Genomic DNA, 25,896 nt, shown 5'->3' with positions numbered 1-25,896 from the left:
GCATGAATACTTTGCCCGATACGGCCAGCCCCCTCTACGAGAAGGTCAAGGACTATATCCTGACCAATATCGGAACCGGCAAGTGGAGCAAGGACAGCAAGCTGCCGTCCGAGAATGAATTCGTCGCGGCGCTCGGCGTATCGCGCATGACCGTCCACCGCGCCTTGCGGGAATTGACCTCGGCCGGCTTCCTGATCCGGTTGCAGGGCGTGGGGACATTCATCGCGCCGCCGCGCCCGCAGTCGACGCTGATCGAGATCAACAACATCGCGGCCGAAATCGTCGCGCGCGGCAACAGGCATCGCTCCGAGGTTCTCGTCCTCGAAAGGATCATGCCGACCAAGGAGCTCTCGTTGTCCTTCGAATTCGCCAAGCGCGCGGCGATCTATCATTCGGTGGTCGTCAACTTCGAGAACGACGTGCCCGTGCAACTGGAAGAGCGCTTCGTCAATCCGAGCCTAATACCCGACTACGACAAGCAGGATTTCTCGAAGACGGCGACCTACGATTACCTGATGCAGAAGACGCCGGTGACCGAGGTCGAGCACATCATTTCCGCTGTCTCGGCCGATGCCGAGACGGCGCGGCACCTCGGCATCGACATCGGCAGTTGCTGCCTCCTGCTGCATCGCCGGACCTGGACAGGCGCGGTCGTCGCCACGATCAGCAAGCTGACCTATGTCGGCAGCCGCTACTCGCTCGGCAGCCGCTATTCTCCGTCGCGCAAGCCCTGAGGCCGCCGGGACTATTCCTCTTGGCCAGCTTGGTTGGAGCCCGCCCAAATGCTGCCAAGAGCGCAGAAATCAGCCTCTCCAGCTTGTATATGCATGTATGTATTTTAGCTTGACATCCATCGTCGCCGACGTTGAATATCGTTTCACTTCCGTCGACGCGGCAGGTAAGACGCCGAGGCACAGTGCCGCAAGAAGCAGAAGCCGCATTCTCACCAGACAGGAAGTTTGGTTCAAAAAGGCGCTCTGAATCATCAAGGGGAACAAAGATGATGCGTAACCTCACAGGACAATTCCGTGCGCTCGTGGTGGCGGCCATCGTTGGCTTCGCCCCGCTGGCCCACGCGGCCGATACGGCCATTCCCGCGACGCCCGAGGCTGGATCGTTCAAGATCGGCATTGAGCCGTGGCTGGGCTACGGCCAGTGGCATGTCGCCGAAACCAAGGGCCTGTTCAAGGCGAGCGGTCTGTCGGACGTCCAGATCGTCAACTTCACCGAGGACAAGGATATCAACGCCGCCCTGGCGAGCGGCCAGCTCGACGCGGCGAACATCGCCACCCACACCGCCATGGGCATGGTTGCGGCCGGCCTGCCGGTCAAGATCGTGTTGCTGCTCGACGTCTCGATGACCGCTGACGCCATGATCGCCGGCAAGGATGTCAACTCGATCGCCGATCTCAAGGGCAAGCAGGTCGCCTTCGAGGAAGGCACGACCAGCGACATCCTGCTGAAATACGCTCTCGCCAAGAACGGCATGTCGATCGCCGACGTCCAGCCGGTGCCGATGCCGGCCGCGGATGCCGGCAGCGCGCTGATCGCCGGCCGCGTCCCGGTCGCGGTCACTTATGAGCCCTATCTCACCGCGGCCAAGGCGCAGAACAAGGACGTCAAGTTTCTATTCACCGCCGGCGAGGACCCCGGCCTGATCAGCGATGTGCTGGTGGTGCGCGACGAGGTTATCAAGTCGCGGCCCGGCCAGGTGCTTGCCATGATCAAGGCCTGGGATGCCGCGCTCAAGGACTACAATGCCGACACGCCCGGCGGTCGCGCCATAATCTCCAAGGCGGTCGGCTCGAGCGTCGAGGACCTGAACACCGCCTTCGATGGCGTGCGCTACTATTCGCTTGCCGAGAACAAGGACGCCCTGACGGGCGATTTTTCCACCAAGACATTCGCCGACGTCGAGGCCGCCGCCAAGAATGCCGGGCTTCTCCAGTCCGACGTGACGCCGGAGCAGATGATCGATCCGGCCTTCGTCAAGGCCGCTCAGTAGACCGGCCGTGGCGGTCGCCGAGATGCCCGACGAGCCTGCCGGCAAGGCAAACCCGTCCGGTCCGCCAGCGGGACCTGCCGCCAGGCAGGCGATGCGGCGCCGCAGATCCTCCGGGATCGGCGCTCCCATCGCGCGCTCCCGTTTCCTGATCATCGCCGTGGCGGTCTTTGCTGGCCTCGGCCTGGCATGGTGGGCGGCGACGGGTCTCGGCCTGGTCAAGCCGATCTTCCTGCCGTCGCCCGCCAGCGTGGCGACACAGCTCGGCAAGCTCTGGGCCGACGGCACGCTGCTCATCGACCTCAGGGCCTCGATATACCGTATTTCGGTTGGCTTTCTCATCGCCTCGGTGCTTGCCATTCCGATCGGCGTGCTGATCGGCAGCTTCCGGACCTGGGAAGCGGCGATCGAGCCGCTGGTCGATTTCATCCGCTACATGCCGGTGGTCGCCTTCGTGCCCCTCTCCATCCTGTGGGCGGGGACGAGCGACGCCCAGAAATTCCTGATCATCTTCATCGGCACTTTCTTCCAGCAGGTGCTGATGATCATGGACAACGTCAAGCGCGTGCCGGCCGACTTCGTCGGTCTCGGCAGGACGCTCGGCCTGCCGGATCGCAAGATCCTGACGCGTATCGTGGTGCCCAGCGCCTTGCCGGGCATCTGGGACACGCTGCGCATCAGCCTGGGCTGGGCCTGGACCTGGCTCGTGCTGGCCGAACTCGTCGCCGCGACGTCCGGGCTCGGCTATCGCATCACCGTCTCGCAGCGCTATTTCCAGACCAACACCATTATCGGCTACATCCTTCTGCTCGGCATTCTTGGCCTGATCACCGATCAGGTCATGAAGGCGCTGGGCAAGGTGCTGTTCCGTCAGGATAGCCGTTCATGATGAGGCAAGGCCGATGAATTCCCCCAAGCTGCGGATCAAAGGTCTCCACAAGAGCTTCGGCACCGGCGCGCGGCGCACCGAAGTGCTGCGCGACATCAATCTCGACCTCGCCGACAACGAGTTCGTGTCGCTGGTCGGCACGTCGGGCTGCGGCAAGAGCACGCTGCTGTCGATCGTCGCCGGACTGCAGGATTTCGACTCCGGCGATCTCGATATCGATGGGTCGCCGATCCTGAAGCCAGGTCTCGATCGCGGCGTCGTTTTCCAGTCTTATACGCTGCTGCCCTGGCTGACGGCGCAGCAGAACATCGAGTTCGCCCTCAAGGCCGCCGGCCACGACCGTGCCACCTGCCGCAGGATCGCGCTTGAGCATCTCGAGCTGGTCAAGCTCCCACACTCGGCCAATCTCTATCCATCCGAACTTTCGGGCGGCATGAAGCAGCGCGTCGCCATCGCGCGCGCGCTTTCCTACCGCCCCAAGATGCTGCTGATGGACGAGCCCTTCGGTGCTCTCGATGCTCTGACCAGGCACCAGATGCAGGAACTGCTCACCCAGATCTGGGAGGAGCACAGGCTGACCGTGCTCTTCGTCACCCACGATGTCGAGGAGGCCGTTTACCTGTCGGACCGCATTGTCGTGATGGGTATCGGCCCGGGGCGCATCATGCGGACTTTTGACGTCGACATTGAGCGCCCGCGCCGCGAAGAGGTCATGGAGAGCGCCGCTTTCATGGACCTGCAGCGCAATGTCCACAAGGCCATTCGCGAGGCATCCAGGCGCCCCGAAATGGCTTAGGCGGTTCCTCTCTCAAGTCCACCGGCTTGTGGCGCGCAACGGATCTTTGCAAGGAGAGCCATCTGCCGCTTCGGTCCGTTGCGCGCCGCGCCCGGTCGGTTTCGCCGGCCGTGCGATGTCAAAACAACTTGGCGGTCGCCATGCAAAACACGGTAATGACCAGCAACCCGCCCGCGATGCGTTCGCCCCTGTTCATTTTTGCCCGCAGCTTGGTTTGCGTCGCTTGGTCGGCGCCGGCCAATTGTCTGCTGGAGGAGGCGACAAGGGCGCCCTGTACGCCGGCGGCGATCAGCGCCGTCAAAATGCCCAGCGCCAGCACCTTCTCCATCGGGCCAAACGCGCCTTCATGGAAGAAATACCAGAGCAGCAAACCGGTCAGAAACACCACGCCGGAGGCGCCGAGTTGCGGCCGGATGAAGCGTTCCGCCTTGATCTCCGGATCGCGGGCCACCGCAATGGTCGTGCCGGCCCAGAACACACCGGCCATCACATGCAGACCGATGGTGATGATGTAGACATATTGCATGACTGCATTCCTCTTTGCCGCCCGCCGCGTCGCAACCATGATAGCGACGCCATCAATAAGACAAAGTTAGATGTCTAACGATTAGATGTCAATGCATGGAACCAAATTCCAACTTGCCATTGCATGCTCTACTGTCACACCATGACACCGTTTGACCGCCCGCCCGTCGGCATGAATCTCGCCCGCACCTCGAAAGTGGTGGCGCAGGCTTTCGACGCCGCCATGGCAGAGGCCGGCGGCACGCTGCCGGTCTGGCTGACCTTGCTGTCGGTCAAGTCGAAGGAACTGGCCAACCAGCGCGAGCTTGCCGGCATGATCGGCATCCAGGGCGCGACGCTTACCCACCACCTCAATGCCATGGAAATGCAAGGGTTGCTGACACGCCGCCGTGATCCAGAAAACCGCAGGGTCCACCAGGTGGCGCTCACCGAGGCCGGCGAAGCGCTGTTCGAGAAGTTGCGCCTCGCGGCGGTCGCCTTCGACAAGCGGCTGCGGGCCGGTATCCCCGATGACAGGCTGGCCGAATTCGCTGAGACGCTTGCGATGCTGAGGGCGAACGCCGAGGTGCCTCAGTCGTAACCCGCCATCGCGCCGAAGGCGTATTGGCGCAGCCTCAGCGCCGCGATCAACGCCGTCAGTTTCGCCTTGCCGTCGAAGGCGTCCTGGAACATCTCGTCATGCATGAGCAGGATCAACTTGTTCGGCCTGGCGAAATGGCCGTAGCCGAACAGATGGTCGATCTCGCTCACCAGATGGTCGACGCTCTGCACGGGCTTGCCGCTGTCCTCGTGCACCCACTCATGATCCCAGCCGTATAGCCAGAAGCCCGACGCCGCCACGAATTCGTAGTCCGGGTCCTCGCGTCCGGCCTCCGCCAGCCCGAGCGAATTGTCGTTCTTGGAGTAATTGGGCAGCCGGAACACGTCGCGTCCCGGCAGCCGCGCAAGCACCGCCGGCTTGAGGCCGAGCACCACATTGGCCCTCACCATGTCGGCGACCACGCCTTCGGTATCGCCGTAGAAATGCCGGTAGTGATTATAGGCATGGCAGTAGCTGTGGTTGCCGATCGTCACCAGCGGCATCGATTTCGCCCGCTGCAGCAGCGCGCGGTTGGCGGCGTTCGCCTCGGCATGCATGCCGACCATGAACAAAGTCGCCGGCACCTGCTCGGCCTGCAGTACGTCGAGAATGTTGCTGGTCCCGTTCAGCGGACCGTCGTCGAAGGTCAGATATATGGTGCGATCGGCGGCCAAGGCCGGCGATGCGACAAGCAGCAGGAGCGGCAGGAGATAACGAAGCGGCATTCGCAAAACCCGGTTGCGATCACGATAGGCCGCCATGCCGCCCGGTTGTGTCAAGCTTGTCGACGGACCTGCTAGGCGAGGCTGCCCTGCAGCACTTTCAGCTTCGCCCTCTTCGGACTGCGCGCCGTCAGCCATTCGCGCGCCTTGTCCTGCGGCATCGGGAAAGCGATCGAATAGCCCTGCACCTGGTCGCAGCCGATCGCCATCAGCGAGTCGAGCTCGGCCTCGGTTTCGGCGCCCTCGGCGACGATCGAGATGCCCAAGCCCCGGGCAAGCTCGGTGATGGCGCGCACGATCTTGGAGTTGTCGCCATTCTCGTTGATGTTCTGAACGAAGCGGCGGTCGATCTTCAGCCGGTCGATCTCGTTCGGGTTGACGTGGCTGAGCGAGGCATAGCCGGTGCCGAAATCGTCGAGCTCGAGATGCACGCCCGCGGCGCGGATGTGGCGGAGCTTCGCGGCGATCCCGGTCTTCTCGTCGTCGAGGATGACGGATTCGACGATCTCCAGCGCCAGCTTCTGCGGCGGCAGCCCCGCACTCTCCAGCGTGCCGAACAGGAAGGTGTCGAAATCCGCCTCGCGCAGCTCGGTGCCCGAGACATTGACGGCGATGCGTCCGAAATCGATGCCGGCGCGGTCCCATTCGGCGGCCTCGTTGATAGCCTTGCTGATGACGATGCGGCCGATATCCGGCATGAAGCCGCATTTCTCGGCGACCGGAATGAACTCGCCGGGCGCGATCATGCCACGCGTCTCGTGCTTCCAGCGCACCAATGCCTCTATGCCGCTGATCTTGCCGCTGGTCAGTGACACCTGCGGTTGGAAATAGACCTCGAAGCTCCGCTCGGCGATCGCCGTGCGAATGTCCTGTTCGAGCTGCTTGCGATAATCGAGCTCGCGCCGCAGCTCCTCGGAGAAGAAGGAGAAGTTGCCGCCGCCCAGCTTCTTGGCTGAATAGAGCGCGAGGTCGGCATGGACGAGCAGGTCCTGCGCGTTGTCCGCGTCGACCGGATAGACCGCGATGCCGGCGCTGGCTCCGGGCATGATGGTCGTGCCCTGGAAGGTGATCGGCTCGTTGATTTCGCCGAGGATGCGCTTGGCAAGCGCATGGATGTCCTCGGTGGTGCCGGCGCCGTTGAGGACCATGACGAACTCGTCGCCGCCGAGCCGCGCGCAAAGATCCGACGCCCGGCAGGAATCGCGCATGCGCTGCGCCGTCACCACCAGCACATAGTCACCGGCGGCATGGCCAAGCGTGTCGTTGATCTGCTTGAAACGATCGAGGTCGAACTGGATCACCGCTAGGCGTTCGCGGCGGCGGTGCGCTCCCTTGATCAGCGTGTCGAAATGGTCGGTGAGGAAGGTGCGGTTGTGCAGCCCCGTCAAGCCGTCATGCACGGCGATGAAAGCCATCGAGTTGCGCGCGTCGACCAGCTCGCGCGTCTTGCGCAGGATGGCGTTGGACATCGGCCGGAAGATGAACAGCGCCACCAGCACGATGACGCCGAGCGTGGCGAAGAACAGTGTGCGGTGCAGGTCGAGGATATTGCTGGACTTCTCGTTGGCGAAGGCGCTGATGCGCTGGCCGAGCGCGGCATAGCCGGACATGGTGGCGTTGGCGACGGAAGCGTCGAGGCCGACGCGGTCTCCGTCGCCCTTGTAGCCGTCGCTTTGCATGCCGAGCTGCGAGGCGAAGGACGAGACCAGCCTGTCGCCGTTGGCGACGAGGCCGACGGAGAAATAATCGAGGTGGAACGGCTTACTGAACAGCACGTATTCGATCGACTTCGGATCGTTGCGCGCCGGCGACAGCGGATCGGCGCCGGTCTCCTTGAGCAGCCGGTCGTAATTGGTCTCGAACTCGCCGGTCGCCTGCTTGAGCGCGGTGACCAGCGCCGGCTGCTTGTCGCGCGAGGCGGCACCCGTCGCGCTGGCCAGAAAGACGATGCGCTGCGACAGCGCCTTCTGCGTCGAGACGATGTCGAGCAGCGCATGGTTGTGCTGCTGCTGCGCCATCAATTGCTGCAGGAGGATGAAGGAGGCGATCACCATGGCGGCAATGATCGTCAGCGCCAGCCAGTAGCCGGTTTTGATGAGCAGGATCAGCTTGCGCGAAACGCTCTGCACTGGCTGCTGCGACATAACTTGCTGACCCCTCCGGTCGACGGCTCGTGGCGGGAAAACGCTTGCCCTGAAAGGGTTAACAGCTTGGCAAGGGAGGCTGGCGGCGATCGCGGCGGCGCGGCAAAGCTCACAAAATGGTTATCACGTCCTTTCCCGCACACTGCATTTTGCACGCATCGTCGCTAAGGACCATGACCGGACTTTCGCGACGCCACCGAAGCGGTCGCTTTTGCGATGGATTTTTTGCAGCCATGGCGCGACAGTCCGGCCTCGAACCGAACAGGGCCGGACCATGAGCAAAGCATTCCTTTCCCATATCGACAGCGAGCTCCAGGGCCTGAAATCGGCAGGGTTATACAAATCGGAGCGGATCATTTCCTCCATGCAGTCCGCCGAGATCGAGGTCGCTGGCCAGAAGGTGCTGAATTTCTGCGCCAACAACTATCTCGGCCTTGCCGACAGTCCGGATCTGCGCGGCGCGGCGAAGCGCGCGCTCGACCGCTACGGCTACGGCATGGCCTCGGTGCGCTTCATCTGCGGCACGCAGGAGGAGCACAAGGAACTCGAGGCGACGATCTCCTCCTTCCTCGGCATGGAGGACACCATCCTTTACTCTTCCTGCTTCGACGCCAATGGCGGCCTGTTCGAGACGCTGCTCGGCGAGAAGGACGCAATCATCTCCGACGCGCTGAATCACGCCTCGATCATCGATGGCGTCAGGCTCTCCAAGGCCAGGCGCTTCCGCTACGCCAACAATGACATGACCGATCTCGAAGCCCGCCTGAAGGAGGCGAAGGACTGCCGCTTCCGGCTGATCGCCACCGACGGCGTGTTCTCGATGGACGGCATCATCGCCAATCTGCAAGGCGTGTGCGATCTCGCCGAGAAATACGACGCTATGGTCATGGTCGACGACAGCCATGCGGTCGGCTTCGTCGGCAGGAACGGCCGCGGCTCGGCCGAGCATTGCGGCGTCGAGGGCAGGGTGGACATCATCACCGGCACGCTGGGCAAGGCGCTGGGCGGCGCCTCGGGCGGCTATACGTCGGGCAAGAGCCAGGTGGTCGACTGGCTGCGCCAGCGTTCGCGGCCCTATCTTTTCTCCAACACGCTGATGCCGGCGATCGCTGGTGCGTCGATTAAGGTGTTCGACCTGATCCGCCATGGCGATGCGCTGCGTGAGCGCCTATATGCCAATGCGGACCGGTTCCGCTCCAAGATGCGCAAGCTGGGCTTCACGTTGGCCGGCGCCGATCATCCGATCATTCCGGTGATGCTGGGCGACGCGGCGCTGGCGCAGGAGATGGCGGCGCGCATGCTGAAGCGCGGCATCTACGTCATCGGCTTCTCCTTCCCGGTGGTGCCGAAGGGCCAGGCGCGCATCCGCACGCAGATGTCGGCCGCCCATTCCAGCGCCGACATCGATCGGGCGGTCGAGGCGTTCGGCGAGGTCGGGCGCGAACTCGGTGTAGTGGGGTGAATTTGCAGATGTCTTCGCTCTACGGCGCCGCCCTCTGTCCGGCCGGACGGAGAGGGGCGCGAAGGAACGCAAGCCTCCAAGCCATTGGGAGATCCTGATGTCGAACATGATGAAGGCGCTGGTGAAGGCTAAAGCCGAGCCGGGCATCTGGATGGAAGAGGTGCCGGTGCCGGAGATCGGCCCCAACGACGTGCTGATCAAGGTCAAGAAGACCGCGATCTGCGGCACCGACGTCCACATCTACAATTGGGACCAGTGGGCGCAGAAGACGGTACCGGTGCCGATGGTGACCGGCCACGAATTCGTCGGCACCGTTGCCGATTTCGGTGCGGCGGTCACCGAATACAAGGTCGGCCAGCGCGTCTCGGGCGAGGGCCACATCGTCTGCGGACACTGCCGCAATTGCCGCGCGGGCAGGGGGCATCTGTGCCGCAACACGCTGGGCGTCGGCGTCAACCGTCCCGGCGCCTTCGGCGAGTACATGGCGATCCCGCAGCACAATGTCGTGCCGATACCCGACGACGTGCCGGACGAGATCGCCGCTATCTTCGATCCGCTGGGCAATGCCGTTCACACCGCCTTGTCCTTCGATCTGGTCGGCGAGGATGTGCTGGTCACCGGCGCCGGACCGATCGGCATCATGGGCGCGCTGGTGGCGCAATGCGTCGGCGCGCGCAAGGTCGTCATCACCGACATCAATCCGGTCCGCCTCGATCTGGCGCGAAAACTCGGCGTCCAGCACGTTGTCGACGCCTCGAAGGAAAAGCTGCGCGACGTCATGCCGTCGATCGGCATGAGCGAAGGCTTCGACGTCGGCCTGGAGATGTCGGGCGCCGCCCCCGCCTTTCGCGACATGATCGACACCATGAACAATGGCGGCAAGATCGCCATCCTCGGCATCGCGCCCACCGGCTTCGAGATCGACTGGAACAAGGTCATCTTCAAGATGCTGCATCTCAAAGGCATCTACGGCCGCGAGATGTTCGAGACTTGGTACAAGATGATCGCCCTCGTGCAGGGGCCGCTGGACGTATCGGGGCTGATCACGCATCGGATCGGCATCGACGATTTTCAGGCTGGATTCGACGCGATGCGGAGTGGGAGTTCTGGGAAGGTTGTGATGGATTGGTGAGAGCCTCTGGAGAGATGTCGAGTTCCTTCGCCCCCTCTCCCCTCAAGAGGGGGAGATGTCCGGCAGGACAGAGGGGGGCGCTGTCCCGGCAGCCTTCATCTACTTTCTCGCCAAAGCCTCTTCCAGCGCCGCCACCCCGCTGACAATCGCCGCCCGCTCCTGCTCGCTCAGCTTCCCCAGCAGCTCCCTTTCAAACGCCTTCGCCAGCGGCACCATTTCGCGATAGGCGGATAAACCCGTCTTGGTCAGGGCGAGGTGTTCGACGCGGCGATCATTCTCATCTTGCGTCCGCGTCAACCACCTACGCCGTTCCAACTCCGCCACCGCCCGCGATACCTTGGTCTTGTGCATGGCCGATTGCTCGCCGAGCTCCGTGGCCGTCATCGTGCCATACTGGCCGAGGCCTGAGAGCGTGCGCCATTCCGGCCGCGTCAGACCGTGGCGCTCCCTGTAGATGCGCGAGAACTCGCGGCTGACAGTGTCCGCCAACCGGTAGAGCCGGTAAGGCAGGAAGCTTTCCAGCTCGAGGATATCCGGTTCCATGAAGCGCTCCTGGGATGCAGCGCGGCCGTTGATAGTTACATTTTCGATGGTTACAAATGAAACCAGTTTGGTCAACATCGTCGGCAGGCCGCGCCTCCGGGCGCTTGCAAGCCGGGATCAGGGAGGATCGGATGGCCTTTTCCTACATGCCGGGCTTCGGCAATGATTTCGAGACCGAGACGCTGCCCGGATCGCTGCCGCAGGGCCGGAACTCGCCGCAGCGGCCGGCCTATGGTCTCTATGCCGAGCAACTGTCCGGCTCGCCCTTCACCGCGCCGCGCGGCACCAACGAGCGCTCCTGGCTCTACCGCATCCGCCCGAGCGTCAAGCACACCGGCCGCTTCAAGGGCGCGAGCTACCCTTTGTGGAAGACCGGCCCCAACATCGGCGACCATGAGTTGGCGCTCGGCCAATATAGATGGAACCCGACGCCGATGCCTTCCGAGCCGACCGACTTCATTTCCGGCATGCGCACCTTCACCACGGCCGGCGATGCGGTCGGCCAGTCCGGCATGGCCGCGCATGTCTATGTCGCCAATCGCTCGATGGTAGACGACCATTTCTTCAATGCCGATGGCGAGTTGCTGGTCGTGCCGCAGGTCGGCGCGCTGCGTTTCGTCACCGAGATGGGTGTCATCGAGCTTCGGCCTGGCGAGATCGCGGTTCTGCCACGCGGCCTCGTCTTCAAGGTCGAGCTCGCCGACAAGGAAGCGCGCGGCTATGTCTGCGAGAACTATGGCGCCAAGTTCACCATGCCCGATCGAGGACCGATCGGCGCCAACTGCCTGGCCAATCCACGCGACTTCAAGACGCCCTGCGCCTGGTTCGAGGAAAAGGAGACGCCATGCCGCCTGACCGTCAAATGGTGCGGCACCTTCCATGTCACCGAGCTCGGCCATTCGCCGCTCGACGTCGTCGCGTGGCACGGCAACTACGCGCCCTACAAATATGATCTGGCGACGTTTTCCCCCGTCGGCGCCATCCTGTTCGACCACCCCGACCCATCGATCTTCACCGTGCTGACGGCGCCGAGCGGCGAGGAGGGCACGGCCAATGTCGACTTCGTCATCTTCCCGCCGCGCTGGCTGGTGGCGGAAAATACGTTCAGGCCGCCCTGGTACCACCGCAACATCATGAGCGAGTTCATGGGCCTGATCCACGGCCAGTACGACGCCAAGGAAGAAGGCTTTGTCCCCGGCGGCATCAGCCTGCACAACCAGATGCTGGCGCATGGGCCGGACGCGTCGGGCTTTGAGAAAGCCACCCGCGCGGAGCTGAAGCCGGTGAAGCTCGACCACACCATGGCTTTCATGTTCGAGACGCGCTTTCCGCAGATGCTGACGCGCTACGCCGCCGAGCTCGGCAGCTTGCAGGAGAACTATATCGACTGTTGGGCCGATCTGAAGAAGCGGTTTAACGGCACGCCGGAAGGTGATTGGTCTTGAGTGCCGAAAACGTGGATCGGCTCGTCCTGCTCGGCTCCAAGGGCGGCCCGGCAGTCCGGCCGGGCGGACCTTGGCCGAGTTCGTCGCTGCTCGCAATCGGCGGGCGCACCATCGTTGTTGATTGCGGGCTGGGCGTCACGCGCGGCATGGTCGATGCCGGCATAAGCCTGAAGGCGCTCGACCGGATCTTCGTCACGCACCTTCATTCGGACCACGTTCTGGAACTCGGGCCGCTGATCCACACCGCCTGGACCGCTGGTCTGGCGGCGCCGGTAACCGTTTACGGCCCACCTGGCACCGGCCATTACTGGCAACGCTTCTGCCAGGCGATGGAGTTCGACATCGAGATCCGCATCGTCGACGAGGGCAGGCCGGACATCCGCGACCTCGTCTCGGTCGAGGAGTTCGGTGAAGGGCTGGTCCTGGAGGACGGCGGCCTGACGGTGACGACGTTGCGTGTCGATCATCCGCCGGTCACCGACTGTTTTGCGCTGCGTTTCGAGCAGGGCGGCAAGAGCGTGGTGTTTTCCGCCGACACCGCCTTGTTTCCGCCGCTGGCTGAGTTTGCGCGCAGCGCCAACATCCTCGTCCACGAAGCCATGCTCGCGGATGGCGTGGAAAGGCTGGTCGCCAGGACCGGCAACGGCGCGCGGCTGCGCGAACATCTCTTGGCCAGCCACAGTTTTGCCGACGAAGCAGGCCGCATCGCCAGCAATGCCGGGGTGAAGCGGCTTGTCCTCAACCATCTCATTCCAGCCGACGATCCGGTGATCGGCGAAGCCGACTGGATCGACGCCGTCAGGAAAACTTGGGCCGGCGACTTGACGATTGCCCGCGACGGCCTTGTTGTACCGCTAAGCGGCGAACACGCCGCGTCAGGAGAGGAAACCGCATGAAGCTTGCCACACTGAAGAACGGGACGCGCGACGGGAAGCTGGTCGTGGTCTCGCGCGATCTGACGCGGTCCACCGACGCCTCCTTCCTTGTGCCGACGCTGCAGGCCGCGCTGGACGACTGGCGCCGCATTGCCCCGCATCTCGCGACGTTGGCGGAATCGCTTGAGACCAACGCGGTACCGTCGGAGCGCTTCCATGAACACAATGCCCATTCGCCGCTGCCGCGCGCCTATCAATGGGCGGACGGCTCTGCCTATGTGAACCATGTCGAGCTGGTGCGCAAAGCGCGCGGCGCCGAGATGCCGGCGAGCTTCTGGACCGACCCGCTGATCTACCAGGGCGGCTCGGACTCCTTCATTGCGCCGCGCGACCCGATCCGCATGGCGGACGAGGCCTTCGGCATCGATATGGAGGCGGAAGTTGCCGTCATTGTCGACGATATGCCGATGGGCGCTGGGCTGGACGCGGCGAGGGAGGCGATCCGCCTTGTCATGCTGGTCAACGATGTCACGTTGCGCGCCATCACCGGGCCGGAACTGGCCAAAGGCTTCGGCTTCTTCCAGTCGAAACCGTCTTCGGCTTTCTCACCGGTAGCGGTCACGCCCGACGAACTTGGCGAGGCCTGGGACGGCGGCAAGGTCAACCTCGCGCTGCTCGTCGACCTCAACGGCAAGCCCTTTGGCCGCGCCAATGCCGGCGTTGATATGACCTTCGATTTCCCGGCGCTGATCGTGCATGCCGCGAAGACACGGCCACTTGCCGCCGGCACCATCATCGGCTCGGGCACCGTTTCCAACAAGCTCGACGGTGGGCCGGGCAAACCGGTCTCGGCGGGCGGCGCCGGCTATTCCTGCATCGCCGAGCTGCGCATGATCGAGACCATAGAGTCCGGCGAACCGAAGACGCCTTTCCTGCGTTTCGGCGACACGGTGCGCATCGAGATGAAAGACAGAACCGGCCGTTCGATCTTCGGCGCCATCGAACAGAAGGTCGAGAAATACCAGGGGTGAGGGGGAGAACCCGACGGTGACCCTGCTCGATCACCTGCGCCGCATGGCCCGCAATAATCTCTGGTCGAACGACCGGCTCTACCGTGCCGTGCTCGCGCTCCAGCCGGGCGAGTTCGAGGCCGGGCGCGTCAGCTTCTTCCCGTCGATCAGGGAGACGCTCAACCACATTCTGGCGGTCGACCTTCTCTATCTCGATTTCCTGACCGAGGGTGGTCTTGGCGCTTCGGCCTATGACGACTTCATACCGTTCGACGATGCGGCAAGCCTGGCGGCGGCACAGGCCGATTTCGACCGCAGGCTGATTGCTTTCTGCGATGGCCTCTCCGAAGCCGATCTCGACCGCCGCGTCATTACCGACCGGCGCCAGGACGGCATGATTCCCGAAAGGATCGGCGACATTCTCGCCCATGTCTTCCTGCACGACATCCACCATCGCGGCCAGGTGCATGCGATGCTCTCCGGCACATCCGTTCCGCCGCCACAGCTGGATGAGTTTTTGCTGGATTACGACGTCAAGCTGAGGAAGGACGAGGTCGAGCGGCTTGGGCTGGAATGATCAAGCCAGCGCGACATCATAGGCCGAAAAATGCCGATCCGCAGTGAGCAGGGTCAGGCCTTCGAGTTGAGCCTGTGCGATCAGCAGACGGTCAAAGGGATCGCGGTGATGGAGCGGCAGCTGTTCAAGCCTCGCCGCATGCAGTTCGTTCACGCCTAGAATTGGAATTCCGTTCGATCGCAGGATGTCGATGATATTGGCGGTGAGCGTGATCTTGCCGAGCGACTTCTTGATGGCGATCTCGGCCACCGAGATGGCGCTGACGATCACGTCCTTGCCGGCCAGAAAAATGTCACGGTGGTGGTCCGACAGACGTGAATCCGCGTTGAGCACCCAAAGCAGAATGTGAGTGTCGACCAGATATCTTGGGCTCATTTAATATACTCGTCCCATTCGGGACCGAGTTCATCAAAATCGTCCGCTATCCAGATTTGGCCTTTCAGCGCCCCAAACAGGCTTTTGCTCCCGCCAGCCCGAACGGGAGCGCTCAAGGTCGCAACAACCTCTCCATGCTTTGTCAGATTTATCTTTTCGCCGGCCTGGGCACGTTTCACCAGTTCGGAAAGCTGTGCCTTGGCTTTTGCCATCGGAATGTTCATGGGCGACCTCTTATGACCAGAATTTAGGTCATAAGAGGTCGAGCCGCAAGCAGGTCTAAGCCGCCTTGCCGTCCAGCTTGATCACGCCGCGCTTGATCTGGTCCTGCTCGATCGACTCGAACAGCGCGCGGAAATTGCCCTCGCCAAAACCTTCGTCGCCCTTGCGCTGGATGAATTCGAAGAAGATCGGGCCGATCACTGTCTTGGAGAATATCTGCAGCAGTATTTTGGTCATGCCGCCATCGACCACGCCTTCGCCGTCGATCAGGATGCCGTGCTTCTTCATGCGCTCGATCGGCTCGTCATGACCGTGCACGCGCTCATGCGACATCTCGTAATAGGTGTCGGGCGGGCCGGGCATGAACTTCAACCCGTTGGCGGCAAGCTTGTCGGTCGCCTCGTAGATCGCGTCGGTGCCGACCGCGATATGCTGGATGCCCTCGCCATTGTACTTCTTCAGATATTCGGCGATCTGGCTGGTCTCGTCCTTGGATTCGTTGAGCGGAATGCGGATCTTGCCGCAGGGCGAGGTGATGGCGCGGCTGACAAGACCGGTGATCTTGCCGTCGATATCGAAGAAATGGATCTGCTTGAAGCCGAACAGGTCGCGATAGAAATCCCACCATTTGTCCATGTGGCCGCGATAGACATTGTGGGTGAGGTGGTCGAGGAAGTAGAAGCCGACGCCTTCGGGGTTGGGGTCTCGCTCGCCCAGCCACTCGCACTCGGCGTCATAGGCCGAACCCTTCTCGCCATAGGCCTCGATGAAATAGATTAGCGAGCCGCCGATGCCGACGATCGCCGGCACGTCGAGCGCCTTGTCGGTGCCCTCGTAGGGTGTGGCACCCTTTGAGACGGCATGGTCGAAGGCATGCTTGGCATCGACCACGCGCCACGCCATCGAAGCGGCGCAGGGGCCGTGCTTCTCGACGAACTTCATCGCATGCGAGCCGGGCTCGGCATTGACGACATAGTTGATGTCGCCCTGACGCCAGACGGTGATGTCCTTGCTGCGGTGCTTCGCCACCGCGACGTAGCCCATGCGGGTGAAGAGTTCGGCGAGCTTGGCGGGCTCCGGATGCGCGAATTCGACGAACTCGAAGCCGTCGGTGCCGGCCGGGTTTTGCTTGTTGATTTTCGCGGGTGGGGCGTCGTGCGGGAAGGGGCCCATGGCAATTCCTCCGAAAGCTGTGCGGCCGGGCTTGGCCATCTTCTATCATCATAGCGCGGAGCAGTCGCACGGTGCTTGCATTCAACCGCTTGAAATGGTCAGGATGTGCGCAAATTGTGTATAGATGGAGGAATATTCATGGATAACGCGCGTCCTGATCAATTTGACCGCAAAATAATGGCGCTTCTGCAAGAGGATGCGCGCTTCACCAACAACGATCTTTCGGAGCGTGTGAACCTGTCGCCCTCGCAGTGCTCGCGCCGCCGCCAGCGGTTGGAAGAGGACGGCTATATCAGAGGTTATTGCGCCGTGCTCGACCGCGATCGCCTGGGCTTTTCGCTGGTCAACGTCATCTCGGTGACCCTGGCCACCCACAACCGCGACAATGCCCGCCGCTTCGGCGAGCTGGTGGCCCGGTTGCCCGAGGTGCAGGAGGCGCATGCGCTGACCGGCGAGATGGACTATATCCTGAAGGTGGTGACGCCCGACCTGAAGTCACTGTCGGAGTTCGTCAACGGCGTTTTGCTGCCGCACGAATCCGTGCAGCATGTGAAGACCGCGATCGTACTGGAGACGCTCAAGGAAACCGGCGCGCTGCCGATTTAAAGTGTGCCGATATCCAGGTGAGGCCGGCCTGCAAATGGCGGCTTCCTGCGCTTACGGTGCTCCTCAACCCCGCTGCTGCTGGATCAGCCCATAAAGGTTGGTGCAGCGCGCGCCGGAGCGGCAGTAGGCGAACACCGGGCCTTCGAGCTCGTCGAGCGCGGCAGCCTGGTCCTCGACATTGTCCATGGTGATCTGGCCGCTGATCACCGGAATGTAGCGGAAGGCAAGCCCGGCCGCCTCGGCCGCGGCCTGGACGCTCCCGGCCGAAGGCTGGCCCGGCTGCTCGTCGTCCGGCCGGTTGCAGATCACGCTTTTGAAGCCGGCTTCCTTGATGGCGGCGATATCCTCGGGCTGGATTTGGCCGGAGACCGAATAGTCGTCGCTGATCTGGCGGTATTCCATGGTGTCGTCCTCGCGATCTCTTTGGCGGCAGTCTTGCCACTCCAGGAGAGGGGCGGCAATCCGCGTCGAAGGAATTCCCTGCCAAATAGCGACGACCGATCGAAAAATCCAACCGGGCCGGTGTCGGCCCTGTTGGATGCCGCGTCGCTCAGCTTCCCAGGATCGCGCCTTTGATCTGCGTGATGTTGTTGTGCATCATGTCGATATAGGTCGAGGCCGGGCCGTCCGATCCCGACAGCGCGTCTGAATAGAGCGTGCCGCCGACCTTGATGCCGGTCTCGCCGGCGATCTGCTCGATCAGTCTCGGGTTGGTGATGTTCTCGATGAAGATCGCGGCCGCCTTGTCCTGCTCGACCTGCTCCACGAGCTTGGCGACGTCCGCGGCGGACGGCTCGGAATCGGTCGAGATGCCTTGCGGCGCGAGGAAGGTCAGCCCGTATTCATGCTCGAAATAGCCGAAGGCGTCATGCGAGGTGATGACGACGCGCTTGGCTTCCGGGATCGACTGGATTGCCGCCTTCACTTCGCCTTCCAGCGCATCGAGCTTGGTGGTGTAGGCGGCGGCATTGGCCTTGTAGCTGTCGCAGCCTTCGCTGTCGGCCGCGCAGAACGCCTCGGCGATGTTCTTGACATAGATCTTGGCGTTGGCGATCGACTGGAAGGCATGCGGATCGGTGACGGTCTTGCCGCCACCGGTGCCGGCGCCTTGGGCGGCATCCGCATCGGCGAATTCCGGCTTGAAGTCGATCGGGATGACCCCCTTTGTCAGCGTCACGATTGCGGCCTTGGTGGCGCTGGCATCGACCAGGCGCTGCAGGAAGCCTTCGAAATGCAGCCCGTTGACCAGCACGACGTCTGCCTTGGCCATCGCCACCGCATCGGCCGGACTCGGCTCATAGACGTGCGCGTCGCCATCCGGCCCCACGATGGTGGTGATGTTGACCCGGTCGCCGCCGACATTTTTCGCGAAGTCGGCAATCACAGTGAAACTCGCCACGACCTTGAGCGGCGCCGCGAAGGCTGACGAGGTTGCGAAGGCGCTTAATGTTATAACGCTCAATGCCAGGGCGGCTCGGAAGGATTTCAGCATTGGCAACGTCTCCTTTTAAGGGTGGGAATGAGGGTTAGGCGGTGCGGTGCCGATGATGCACGATGCGTGCGCGCAGGACACCGCGCGTGCCGAACAGGATCGAGCAGAAATAGACGACGCCGGACGAAAGGATGATCGCCGGGCCGGAGGGTAGCGACGCATGGTAGGATAGAAGCAGTCCGGCAATGCAGGAGGCAAAGCCGATCAGCACGGCGAGCACGCACATCGGTTCGACGCGCACCGTCCAGAAGCGGGCGGCGGCGGCGGGCAGCATCATCAGCCCGACCGAGAGCAGCGTCCCCAGCGCCTGGAAACCGCCGACCAGGTTAAGCACGACAAGGCCCAAGAAGATGAAATGCACCGGGCTGCCCATGCGGCTTACCGAGCGCAGGAACAGCGGGTCGAGGCATTCGGCGACCAGCGCGCGCCAGAAGATGGCGAGGCAGGCGAGCGTCACCGCCACGATGCCGCCGATCAGGATCAGCGCCTCGTTGTCGAGCGCCAGCACCGTGCCGAACAGCACATGCATGAGATCGACGCTGGAGCCGCGGATCGACACCATCAGCACGCCGACCGCGAGCGAAATCAGATAGAAGGCCGCCATAGAGGCATCCTCGCGCTGGATGGTGAAGCGAGAGACGGCGCCAGCGCCGAGCGCGACGATAATGCCGGCGATCAGCCCGCCGACGGTCATCGGCAGGATCTCGAGCCCGTAGAGCAGGAAGCCGGCGGCAGCACCCGGCAGGATCGCATGCGCCATCGCGTCGCCCGACAGGCTCATGCGCCTGAGCATCAGGAAGACGCCGACCGGGCAGGCGCCGAGCGACAGCATCAGCGAGCCGAACAGCGCCCGCTGCATGAAGGCGAAATCGGCAAAGGGCGCGATGAGCAGGCCGTAGAGGAAATCCATCACGCCGCCCTCGGTCCGGAGCCATGCTGGTGGTCATGCGCATGATCATGATGGTCCTGCCCATGGTCATGGGCATGATCATGCCCGCTCGGCTCGCACCATGGCGCGTTCTCTTCCCAAGCCTCGTGGAAGCGCCTCGCCTTGAGCAGGTTTTCCGGCCGCAGCGCTTCCTTCGTGTCGCCCCAGGCCACCGGCTGGCGGGCAAGCAGCAGCGTTTCCGGGAAATTCTGCCGCACCAGATCGAGGTCGTGAATCACGACCATGATCGTGCGCTCCTCGCCATGCCAGCGCTTTATCAACTGAATGAGGTCGCCGACGGTCTTGGCATCGACCGCGTTGAACGGCTCGTCGAGCAGAATGAGGTCGGCATCCTGCAACAGCACGCGGGCAAACAGCGTGCGCTGCAATTGGCCGCCCGACAGCGTGTCGATCGGGCGCTTCTCGAAGCCGCCGAGCCCGACCGCCATCAGCGCCTTGCTGACTGACTCGCGATCTTCTTTCGTATAGCGGCCAAGCATGCCGCGCTTCGGCCACAGGCCGAGCGATACCAGATCGACGACGCGCGCCGGAAACGAGCGGTCGAGTTCCGACTGCTGCGGCAAATAGGCGGTGCGGACGCCCGGCATGCGGACCACGGCGCCTTCCATCGGCTTCAGCACGCCGACAATGCCCTTCATCAGCGTCGATTTGCCCGAACCATTGGCGCCGACCACCGCGGTCAGCGAGCCTTTGCGGACGATGCCGTTGAGGTGGTGGATCGCCGGATGGCTGCCATAGCCGAGCGTCAGGTCGCGGAAGGTCAGGCAGGCATTGGTCATCAGACGTCGGTCCGCGAATTCGAGTATGCCGTCGATATGTGATGTTATTACATTAGTCAACACGACGATCCGGCGGAATTGTGCCAGGCACGGTCAACTCGCCGTGTAGACGGAAGGGCAGGGACAAGACAATTGGCTCAATTGGTTTCGTGCCCGCCGGCCTTGCTCCGCGCCGGCCCGGACTCTAAAGAGCAGCGACTCCCACAACGAAGGAACCTCGCAATGAGCATTCGTCGCATCGATGTCGGCCCGCGCATGAGCCAGATCGTGATCCACGGCAACACCGTCTATCTGGCCGGCCAGGTCGGCGAGCCCGGCGGCAACGTCGCTTCGCAGACCCGCGACATCCTCAAGACCATCGACGAATTGCTGGCCAAGGCCGGCACCGACAAGACCAAGATCGTCCAGGCGATCATCTGGCTGGCCGACATGAGCACTTTCGCCGAGATGAACTCGGAATGGGACAAGTGGGTGCCGCAGGGCCACACCCCGGCGCGCGCCACCGGCGAAGCCAAGCTCGCCGGCCCGGAATATCTGGTCGAGATCATCGTGACGGCGGCGCTGTAAGGCGCCGGCGTTACCCCTGCGAAGGCGTGAATCGCGCCACCAGCGTGTGGCTCTCCGCCGGGTAGATGAACCGCACATGCGTCACCGGGTGCTCGGCGCTCCACGTGCGGCGCTCGACCACCAGGCAGGGCGCGCTCGCGTCGATGTCGAGCGCGTCGGCGGTGTTCTCGTCGGCGGCCATGGCGCGGATGCGGTGCTCGGCCTCGCTCCATGGCACACGGCCGATCAGCCAGGGGCCGGGCGCGATCTCGAGGAACTCTTCCTCGCCGGCCTCGGCCACGGCTGAAAGATTGATCAGCCGCTGCTCAAGCGCGAACGGCCGTTCGCCGGCAAAATGCAGGCCTTCCAGCGCAAGCACCGGCCCTGGCGTGGCAAGCCCGAGCAGCGCGCGGTCCTCCGCGCTGCTGCGCCGCTTGAGGCGCCCCAGCCGCTCATAACGATAGGGCAGGCCCAGCGCCTCGACCTCGATCCTGATGTCGTGCAGCTCCAGCACCGCCGCCTGCGACTGCGGCTGGCGCACGAAACTGCCGGAGCGGCGGCGGCGCTCGATGAGTCCGGCCTTGGCCAATTGCGACAGCGCCTTGTTCACCGTCATGCGCGAGCAATTATACTGAGTCGTCAGCTCGTGCTCGAAGGGAATGCGATGCCCGGGCGCCCAGGCGCCCGACAGGATCTTCTCGCGGATGTCGGACAGGATGCGCTGATGCAGCGAGACGTTCTCGCCGCCCTCGACATCGTCTGTCTCGACCAAGCTCATCGGACGGTCCTGTTCAGCCTTGCGACAGCGCGGTCATGACTTTGCGGAACCGCGCGGCGATGGCATCGCGCTTCGCATGCCTGCCGCCGCTGACCTGCTTCTTGCCATGCACCCAGACGCAATCGACCTTGCTGCCATTGGCAAAAATCCAGGCGTCGAGGATCGCATCGCCTGTCTTGCCGGAGAGCGATGGATGATTTTGGTCGAGCGAGACGAGATCGGCAGGGGAGCCGGCGGCAATTTGCGCCGGACCGGCGCCGAGCGCCTGGCTGCCGCCGTCGAGCGAAGCATCGAACAGGGCACGCCCCGTCGATCCGCCGGCGCGGGCCAGCACATTGCGGGCGCGGTGAGCGAGACGCTGCGAATATTCGAGCTGCCTCAGCTCGTCCGGCAGGCCGATCAGCACATTGGAATCGGAGCCGACGCCGAAGCGCCCGCCATGTTCGATGAAGAGCGGCGCCGCGAAAGTGCCGTCGCCGAGATTGGCTTCGGTGATCGGGCAAAGCCCGGCGATGGCGCCAGTCCGGGCCATCGCGATCGTTTCCGTCTCTGTCATATGCGTGGCGTGGATCAGGCACCAGCGATTGTCCACCTTGGCGTTGGCGAGCAGGAATTCGACCGGACGCTTGCCCGACCAGGAAACGCAGTCCTCGACTTCTTTAATCTGTTCGGCGACATGGATATGGATCGGCCCGTTCGGCGTCATGGCCGCGACGGCCTTGAGCTCGTCCGGCGTTGCGGCGCGCAGGCTGTGCGGCGCGACGCCGACGACGGCCTGCTCCAATGAGCGAACACCCTCGCGGGCCTTCTCAAGCAGACGTCCGAAACGTTCGACATCATTGACGAATCGCCGCTGGCCTTCGTTGGGAGCGGCGCCGCCGAAGGCCGAATGGGCATAGAAGACAGGCAGCAGCGTCAGCCCGATGCCGGTGCCGGCGGCTGCCGCAGTGATCCGCTCGGCCATCTCGGCGATATTGGCGTAAGGCTTTCCGTCGCGATCATGATGAAGGTAATGGAATTCGCCCACCCGCGAGAAGCCGGCCTCCAGCATTTCGACATAGAGCTGCTCCGCCACCGCCTCGACCTGGTCCGGCGTCATCGACAGCGCGAAGCGGTACATCACCTCGCGCCAGCTCCAGAAACTGTCGGCCGAAGGGCCGCGCAATTCGGCCAAACCCGCCATGCCGCGCTGGAAGGCATGGCTGTGCAGGTTGGGCATGCCCGGCAGGACGATGGCATGCCGCTCGTCGCCGGCCTGCGCCGAAGCGCCGACCTCGACTGAGGAGATGCGGCCATCCTTAAAAGCGATCCTGACATTGTCCTGCCAACCGCCGGGCAGCAGCGCCTGTTCCGCAAAGATCGCCGTCACGTCCATCTCCGAATCTGAATGCCCAGGGCACATTATCACTTGCGTCGCGTTTCAATATGTATATACATAATCGGTATCCAAGCAAACGGAAAAGATGATGGGTGGAGCAAACGGGAAGAGCGGCCATCGGGTCTGGCGCAATGCGCGCCTGGCGACCATGGCTGACGGGGCGGTCGGTCTCGGCATCGTCGAAAAAGGCGCGGTCGCCGCGCGTGACGGGCTGATCGTTTATGCCGGCCCCGAGGCCGAGATACCGGCCGCGGCCGGGCAGGGCGCCGAGACCGTCGATTGCGTTGGACGCTGGATCACGCCCGGCCTGATCGATTGCCACACGCACCTTGTCTATGCGGGAAACCGCGCCAACGAATTCGAAATGCGTCTGGCCGGCGCCACCTATGAAGAAGTGGCCCGCGCCGGCGGCGGCATTGTCTCCTCGGTCAAGTCGCTGCGCGCAGCGAGCGAGGATGAACTGGTCGCTGAGACGCTGCCGCGTCTCGACGCGTTGCTCGCCGAAGGCGTCACCACCGTCGAGGTCAAATCCGGCTATGGACTCGACGCCGACAACGAGAAGAAATCGCTGCGCGCCGCCCGCCGCCTGGCCGACGAGCGCCCCGTCACGGTCCGCACGACCTGTCTTGCCGCGCATGCGCTGCCGCCGGAAGCCAACGGCGATAAGGATGCGTTCATCGATCTCATCGCCGAGACCATCCTGCCGCAGGTCGCCGCCGAAAAGCTCGCCGACGCCGTCGATGGTTTTTGCGAAGGCATAGCCTTCTCGTCCGAACAGATGGCGCGCGTCTTCGACAAGGCCAAGGCGCTCGGCCTGCCGGTGAAACTCCACGCCGACCAGCTTTCCAACCTGCATGGCGCGGCGCTTGCGGCTCGCTATGGCGCGCTGTCGGCCGACCATCTCGAATACACCGATGAGGAGGGCGCCGCCGCGATGGCGAAGGCCGGCACCGTGGCGACCATCCTGCCCGGCGCCTACTACTTCATCCGCGAGACGAAAAAACCGCCGGTCGACCTTTTTCGCCGCCACGGCGTCAAGATGGCTGTCGCTACCGACAGCAATCCCGGCACCTCGCCGCTCACCTCGCTCCTGCTTACCATGAATATGGCCGCGACGCTGTTCGGCATGACCGTCGACGAATGCCTCGCCGGCGTCACCCGCGAGGCCGCGCGCGCGTTGGGCTTGCTGGAACAGACCGGCACGTTGGAAGCCGGCAAATCGGCCGATCTCGCCATCTGGGACATCGAGCGCCCGGCCGAACTCGTCTACCGCATGGGCTTCAATCCGCTCCATGCCCGTATCTGGAGAGGACAATGACCGAACTTATCCTGACGCCCGGCAACGCGACGCTTGCCGACTGGCGGTCCATCTATCGTGGCGCCGTGCCGACGCTCGATGAGGCCTGCCGGCCGAAGATCCGGGACAGCGCCGAGGCGGTGGCCCGCATCCTCGCCAAGGGCGAGCCGGTCTATGGCATCAACACCGGCTTCGGCAAGCTCGCCAGCGTCCGCATTCCGGCCGACGATCTCGAAACGCTGCAGCGCAATATCGTGCTGTCGCATGCCGCGGGCGTCGGCGAGCCGATGCCGGTCGCCGTGGTGCGGCTGATGATGGCGCTCAAGCTTGCCAGCCTTGCCCAGGGCGCCTCCGGCGTGCGCGCCGAGACCATCGACCTGCTTCAAGGGATGCTCGCCAACGACGTCATTCCGGTCGTGCCCGCGCAGGGCTCGGTCGGCGCTTCCGGCGACCTCGCGCCGCTCTCGCACATGACCGCCGTCATGATCGGCGTCGGCGAATGCTTTACCCCGCATGGGCGCTTTCCGGCCAAGGTTGCCTTCGTCTCGCATGGGCTGGAGCCGGTGACGCTCGGTGCCAAGGAGGGGCTGGCGCTGCTCAACGGCACGCAGTTTTCGACCGCTTTCGCGCTCGCTGGCCTGTTCGAGGCCGAGACGCTCTACCAGTCTGCGCTGGTCGCCGGCGCGCTCTCGACGGATGCGGCAAAGGGCTCCGACGCTCCCTTCGACCCGCGCATCCATCTGTTGAGGAAACACCGTGGTCAGATCGAGACGGCCGATGCGCTGCGCAATCTCATGGCGGGCAGCGCCATTCGCGAATCGCACCGCGTCGGCGACGAGCGCGTGCAGGACCCGTATTGCCTGCGCTGCCAGCCGCAGGTGATGGGTGCCGCGCTCGACGTGCTGCGTAAGGCCGCCGACACGCTTGAGACCGAAGCCAATGGCGTCACCGACAATCCGCTGATCTTCGCCGAGGACGACACCGCGCTTTCCGGCGGCAATTTCCACGCCGAGCCGGTCGCCTTCGCCGCCGACATGATCGCGCTCGCCGTCTGCGAGATCGGCTCGCTGTCGGAGCGTCGCATCGCCATGCTGGTCGACCCGGCGCTCTCCGGCATGCCGGCCTTCCTGACGCCGAAGCCCGGCCTTAACTCCGGCTTCATGATCCCGCAGGTGACCGCGGCTGCGCTTGTCTCCGAAAACAAGCAGAAGGCCTATCCGGCGAGCGTCGATTCCATTCCGACCTCGGCCAACCAGGAAGACCACGTCTCGATGGCCGCCCACGGCGCGCGCAGGCTGCTCGGCATGGTCGAGAATGCGACCGCCGTGATCGGCATTGAGTTGCTAGCGGCCGCGCAAGGTTGCGACTTCCACGCGCCGCTCGCGTCGAGCGAAGCGCTGGAAGCGGTGCGCAAGCTGGTCCGGGCCGAGGTCCCGCATCTCGACAATGACCGCCATTTCCACCCCGACATGGAAAAGGCGATCGCCATGGTGCGCAGCGGCGCCGCGGTGAAGGCGGCGGGTGCTGTCAAGCTGCCGGGGATTGCGTCGTGAGAGCGCTCTCCCGGATAGATCGCGTTCCTTCGCGCCCCCCTCTGGC

Annotated in this window: 28 protein-coding genes; 15 read left to right on the top strand and 13 right to left on the bottom strand. The window is 63.7% G+C overall.

Annotation, left to right across the window (positions count from 1 at the left end):
* Window positions 1-2: 2 nt before the first annotated feature.
* The 4 genes from hutC (FJW06_RS11715) to FJW06_RS11700 all read left to right on the top strand — a co-directional run bounded on the left by hutC (FJW06_RS11715) (window position 3) and on the right by FJW06_RS11700 (window position 3,687).
* On the top strand, window positions 3-734 hold the full coding sequence (gene hutC / locus FJW06_RS11715) for a histidine utilization repressor (RefSeq protein ID WP_140751724.1): 732 nt from the start codon (window positions 3-5) through the stop codon (window positions 732-734).
* 269 nt (window positions 735-1,003) lie between these two features.
* Window positions 1,004-2,005, top strand: coding sequence for an ABC transporter substrate-binding protein (locus FJW06_RS11710; protein WP_140752078.1), 1,002 nt, complete (start codon window positions 1,004-1,006; stop codon window positions 2,003-2,005).
* A 91-nt stretch (window positions 2,006-2,096) separates the two neighbouring features.
* Window positions 2,097-2,891 carry an ABC transporter permease gene (locus FJW06_RS11705; RefSeq protein ID WP_246674596.1) on the top strand — a complete coding sequence of 265 codons (795 nt, stop codon included), beginning with the start codon at window positions 2,097-2,099 and terminating at the stop codon, window positions 2,889-2,891.
* A gap of 13 nt (window positions 2,892-2,904) precedes the next feature.
* On the top strand, window positions 2,905-3,687 hold the full coding sequence (locus tag FJW06_RS11700) for an ABC transporter ATP-binding protein (protein ID WP_140751720.1): 783 nt from the start codon (window positions 2,905-2,907) through the stop codon (window positions 3,685-3,687).
* A 118-nt stretch (window positions 3,688-3,805) separates the two neighbouring features.
* Here FJW06_RS11700 and FJW06_RS11695 read toward each other — a convergent pair whose 3' ends face one another.
* A complete protein-coding gene (locus FJW06_RS11695) occupies window positions 3,806-4,213 on the bottom strand; it encodes a hypothetical protein (protein ID WP_140751718.1) in 408 nt (135 codons plus the stop codon).
* 141 nt (window positions 4,214-4,354) lie between these two features.
* On the opposite strand from FJW06_RS11695, the gene FJW06_RS11690 reads away from it, so the two are divergent.
* Window positions 4,355-4,792 (top strand): MarR family winged helix-turn-helix transcriptional regulator, encoded by a 438-nt coding sequence (locus FJW06_RS11690; protein WP_140751716.1) that lies wholly within the window; start codon window positions 4,355-4,357, stop codon window positions 4,790-4,792.
* On the opposite strand, the gene FJW06_RS11685 is transcribed toward FJW06_RS11690, so the two are convergent.
* Window positions 4,783-5,517: a polysaccharide deacetylase family protein gene (locus tag FJW06_RS11685; protein ID WP_140751714.1), complete on the bottom strand. Its 735-nt coding sequence runs from the start codon at window positions 5,515-5,517 to the stop codon at window positions 4,783-4,785. The genes FJW06_RS11690 and FJW06_RS11685 overlap by 10 nt on opposite strands.
* Window positions 5,518-5,588: 71 nt before the next feature.
* Window positions 5,589-7,658, bottom strand: a complete 2,070-nt coding sequence (locus tag FJW06_RS11680) for an EAL domain-containing protein (protein WP_140751712.1) — start codon at window positions 7,656-7,658, stop codon at window positions 5,589-5,591.
* 274 nt (window positions 7,659-7,932) lie between these two features.
* Here FJW06_RS11680 and FJW06_RS11675 point away from each other — a divergent pair, with 274 nt between their 5' ends.
* Together FJW06_RS11675 and tdh are read left to right on the top strand one after the other, a co-directional pair.
* Window positions 7,933-9,120 (top strand): glycine C-acetyltransferase, encoded by a 1,188-nt coding sequence (locus FJW06_RS11675; protein ID WP_140751710.1) that lies wholly within the window; start codon window positions 7,933-7,935, stop codon window positions 9,118-9,120.
* Window positions 9,121-9,217: 97 nt separating this feature from the next.
* Entirely contained in the window at window positions 9,218-10,252 is a 1,035-nt protein-coding gene (gene tdh, locus FJW06_RS11670; protein ID WP_112129838.1) for an L-threonine 3-dehydrogenase, read from the top strand.
* Window positions 10,253-10,351: 99 nt separating this feature from the next.
* Here the strand turns inward: tdh and FJW06_RS11665 are convergent, their stop codons facing one another.
* Entirely contained in the window at window positions 10,352-10,795 is a 444-nt protein-coding gene (locus FJW06_RS11665; RefSeq protein WP_140752076.1) for a MarR family transcriptional regulator, read from the bottom strand.
* A gap of 131 nt (window positions 10,796-10,926) precedes the next feature.
* On the opposite strand from FJW06_RS11665, the gene hmgA reads away from it, so the two are divergent.
* The 4 genes from hmgA to FJW06_RS11645 are packed head-to-tail and all read left to right on the top strand — an operon-like array spanning window position 10,927 to window position 14,702.
* Window positions 10,927-12,240, top strand: a complete 1,314-nt coding sequence (gene hmgA / locus FJW06_RS11660) for a homogentisate 1,2-dioxygenase (RefSeq protein WP_140751708.1) — start codon at window positions 10,927-10,929, stop codon at window positions 12,238-12,240.
* Window positions 12,237-13,136 (top strand): MBL fold metallo-hydrolase, encoded by a 900-nt coding sequence (locus FJW06_RS11655; RefSeq protein WP_140751706.1) that lies wholly within the window; start codon window positions 12,237-12,239, stop codon window positions 13,134-13,136. The genes hmgA and FJW06_RS11655 overlap by 4 nt, the downstream gene beginning before the upstream one ends.
* Window positions 13,133-14,146 (top strand): fumarylacetoacetate hydrolase family protein, encoded by a 1,014-nt coding sequence (locus FJW06_RS11650; RefSeq protein WP_140751704.1) that lies wholly within the window; start codon window positions 13,133-13,135, stop codon window positions 14,144-14,146. Before FJW06_RS11655 ends, FJW06_RS11650 begins: the two co-directional genes overlap by 4 nt.
* A 16-nt stretch (window positions 14,147-14,162) precedes the next feature.
* On the top strand, window positions 14,163-14,702 hold the full coding sequence (locus FJW06_RS11645; RefSeq protein WP_140751702.1) for a DinB family protein: 540 nt from the start codon (window positions 14,163-14,165) through the stop codon (window positions 14,700-14,702).
* Here FJW06_RS11645 and FJW06_RS11640 read toward each other — a convergent pair whose 3' ends face one another.
* The 3 genes from FJW06_RS11640 to hppD are packed head-to-tail and all read right to left on the bottom strand — an operon-like array spanning window position 14,703 to window position 16,472.
* On the bottom strand, window positions 14,703-15,077 hold the full coding sequence (locus FJW06_RS11640; RefSeq protein ID WP_140751700.1) for a type II toxin-antitoxin system VapC family toxin: 375 nt from the start codon (window positions 15,075-15,077) through the stop codon (window positions 14,703-14,705).
* Window positions 15,074-15,301, bottom strand: a complete 228-nt coding sequence (locus tag FJW06_RS11635) for a type II toxin-antitoxin system prevent-host-death family antitoxin (protein ID WP_140751698.1) — start codon at window positions 15,299-15,301, stop codon at window positions 15,074-15,076. The genes FJW06_RS11640 and FJW06_RS11635 overlap by 4 nt, the downstream gene beginning before the upstream one ends.
* A gap of 55 nt (window positions 15,302-15,356) precedes the next feature.
* Window positions 15,357-16,472 carry a 4-hydroxyphenylpyruvate dioxygenase gene (gene hppD, locus FJW06_RS11630; protein WP_140751696.1) on the bottom strand — a complete coding sequence of 372 codons (1,116 nt, stop codon included), beginning with the start codon at window positions 16,470-16,472 and terminating at the stop codon, window positions 15,357-15,359.
* 138 nt (window positions 16,473-16,610) lie between these two features.
* Here hppD and FJW06_RS11625 point away from each other — a divergent pair, with 138 nt between their 5' ends.
* Window positions 16,611-17,078: an Lrp/AsnC family transcriptional regulator gene (locus FJW06_RS11625; RefSeq protein ID WP_140751695.1), complete on the top strand. Its 468-nt coding sequence runs from the start codon at window positions 16,611-16,613 to the stop codon at window positions 17,076-17,078.
* Between the two features lie 63 nt (window positions 17,079-17,141).
* On the opposite strand, the gene FJW06_RS11620 is transcribed toward FJW06_RS11625, so the two are convergent.
* From FJW06_RS11620 to aztA, 4 genes are all read right to left on the bottom strand, one after another.
* The gene (locus FJW06_RS11620; protein ID WP_140751693.1) at window positions 17,142-17,480 is read right to left on the bottom strand and encodes a TIGR01244 family sulfur transferase; all 339 of its coding nucleotides are present in this window, start codon (window positions 17,478-17,480) and stop codon (window positions 17,142-17,144) included.
* Window positions 17,481-17,628: 148 nt separating this feature from the next.
* Window positions 17,629-18,570, bottom strand: a complete 942-nt coding sequence (gene aztC, locus FJW06_RS11615) for a zinc ABC transporter substrate-binding protein AztC (RefSeq protein WP_140751691.1) — start codon at window positions 18,568-18,570, stop codon at window positions 17,629-17,631.
* A gap of 34 nt (window positions 18,571-18,604) precedes the next feature.
* Window positions 18,605-19,480 (bottom strand): zinc ABC transporter permease AztB, encoded by an 876-nt coding sequence (gene aztB, locus FJW06_RS11610; RefSeq protein WP_140751689.1) that lies wholly within the window; start codon window positions 19,478-19,480, stop codon window positions 18,605-18,607.
* Window positions 19,480-20,298 (bottom strand): zinc ABC transporter ATP-binding protein AztA, encoded by an 819-nt coding sequence (gene aztA, locus FJW06_RS11605; RefSeq protein WP_140751687.1) that lies wholly within the window; start codon window positions 20,296-20,298, stop codon window positions 19,480-19,482. The genes aztB and aztA overlap by 1 nt, the downstream gene beginning before the upstream one ends.
* A gap of 222 nt (window positions 20,299-20,520) precedes the next feature.
* Here aztA and FJW06_RS11600 point away from each other — a divergent pair, with 222 nt between their 5' ends.
* Entirely contained in the window at window positions 20,521-20,865 is a 345-nt protein-coding gene (locus tag FJW06_RS11600; protein WP_140751684.1) for a RidA family protein, read from the top strand.
* 10 nt (window positions 20,866-20,875) lie between these two features.
* Here FJW06_RS11600 and hutC (FJW06_RS11595) read toward each other — a convergent pair whose 3' ends face one another.
* Both hutC (FJW06_RS11595) and FJW06_RS11590 read right to left on the bottom strand, forming a co-directional pair.
* Complete coding sequence (gene hutC, locus FJW06_RS11595; RefSeq protein ID WP_140751682.1) at window positions 20,876-21,622, bottom strand: histidine utilization repressor; 747 nt, start codon at window positions 21,620-21,622, stop codon at window positions 20,876-20,878.
* 13 nt (window positions 21,623-21,635) lie between these two features.
* Complete coding sequence (locus tag FJW06_RS11590; protein ID WP_140751680.1) at window positions 21,636-22,991, bottom strand: formimidoylglutamate deiminase; 1,356 nt, start codon at window positions 22,989-22,991, stop codon at window positions 21,636-21,638.
* Window positions 22,992-23,088: 97 nt separating this feature from the next.
* Here FJW06_RS11590 and hutI point away from each other — a divergent pair, with 97 nt between their 5' ends.
* A complete protein-coding gene (hutI, locus tag FJW06_RS11585) occupies window positions 23,089-24,318 on the top strand; it encodes an imidazolonepropionase (protein WP_181178242.1) in 1,230 nt (409 codons plus the stop codon).
* On the top strand, window positions 24,315-25,850 hold the full coding sequence (gene hutH, locus FJW06_RS11580) for a histidine ammonia-lyase (protein WP_140751676.1): 1,536 nt from the start codon (window positions 24,315-24,317) through the stop codon (window positions 25,848-25,850). Before hutI ends, hutH begins: the two co-directional genes overlap by 4 nt.
* Window positions 25,851-25,896 lie beyond the last annotated feature (46 nt).

The organism is Mesorhizobium sp. B4-1-3 (genome assembly GCF_006439355.1).
In the GTDB taxonomy this organism is placed as follows: Bacteria; Pseudomonadota; Alphaproteobacteria; order Rhizobiales; family Rhizobiaceae; genus Mesorhizobium.
The sequence above is the reverse complement of the archived record's forward strand: the minus strand, read 5'-3'. Positions and strand labels throughout refer to the sequence as shown.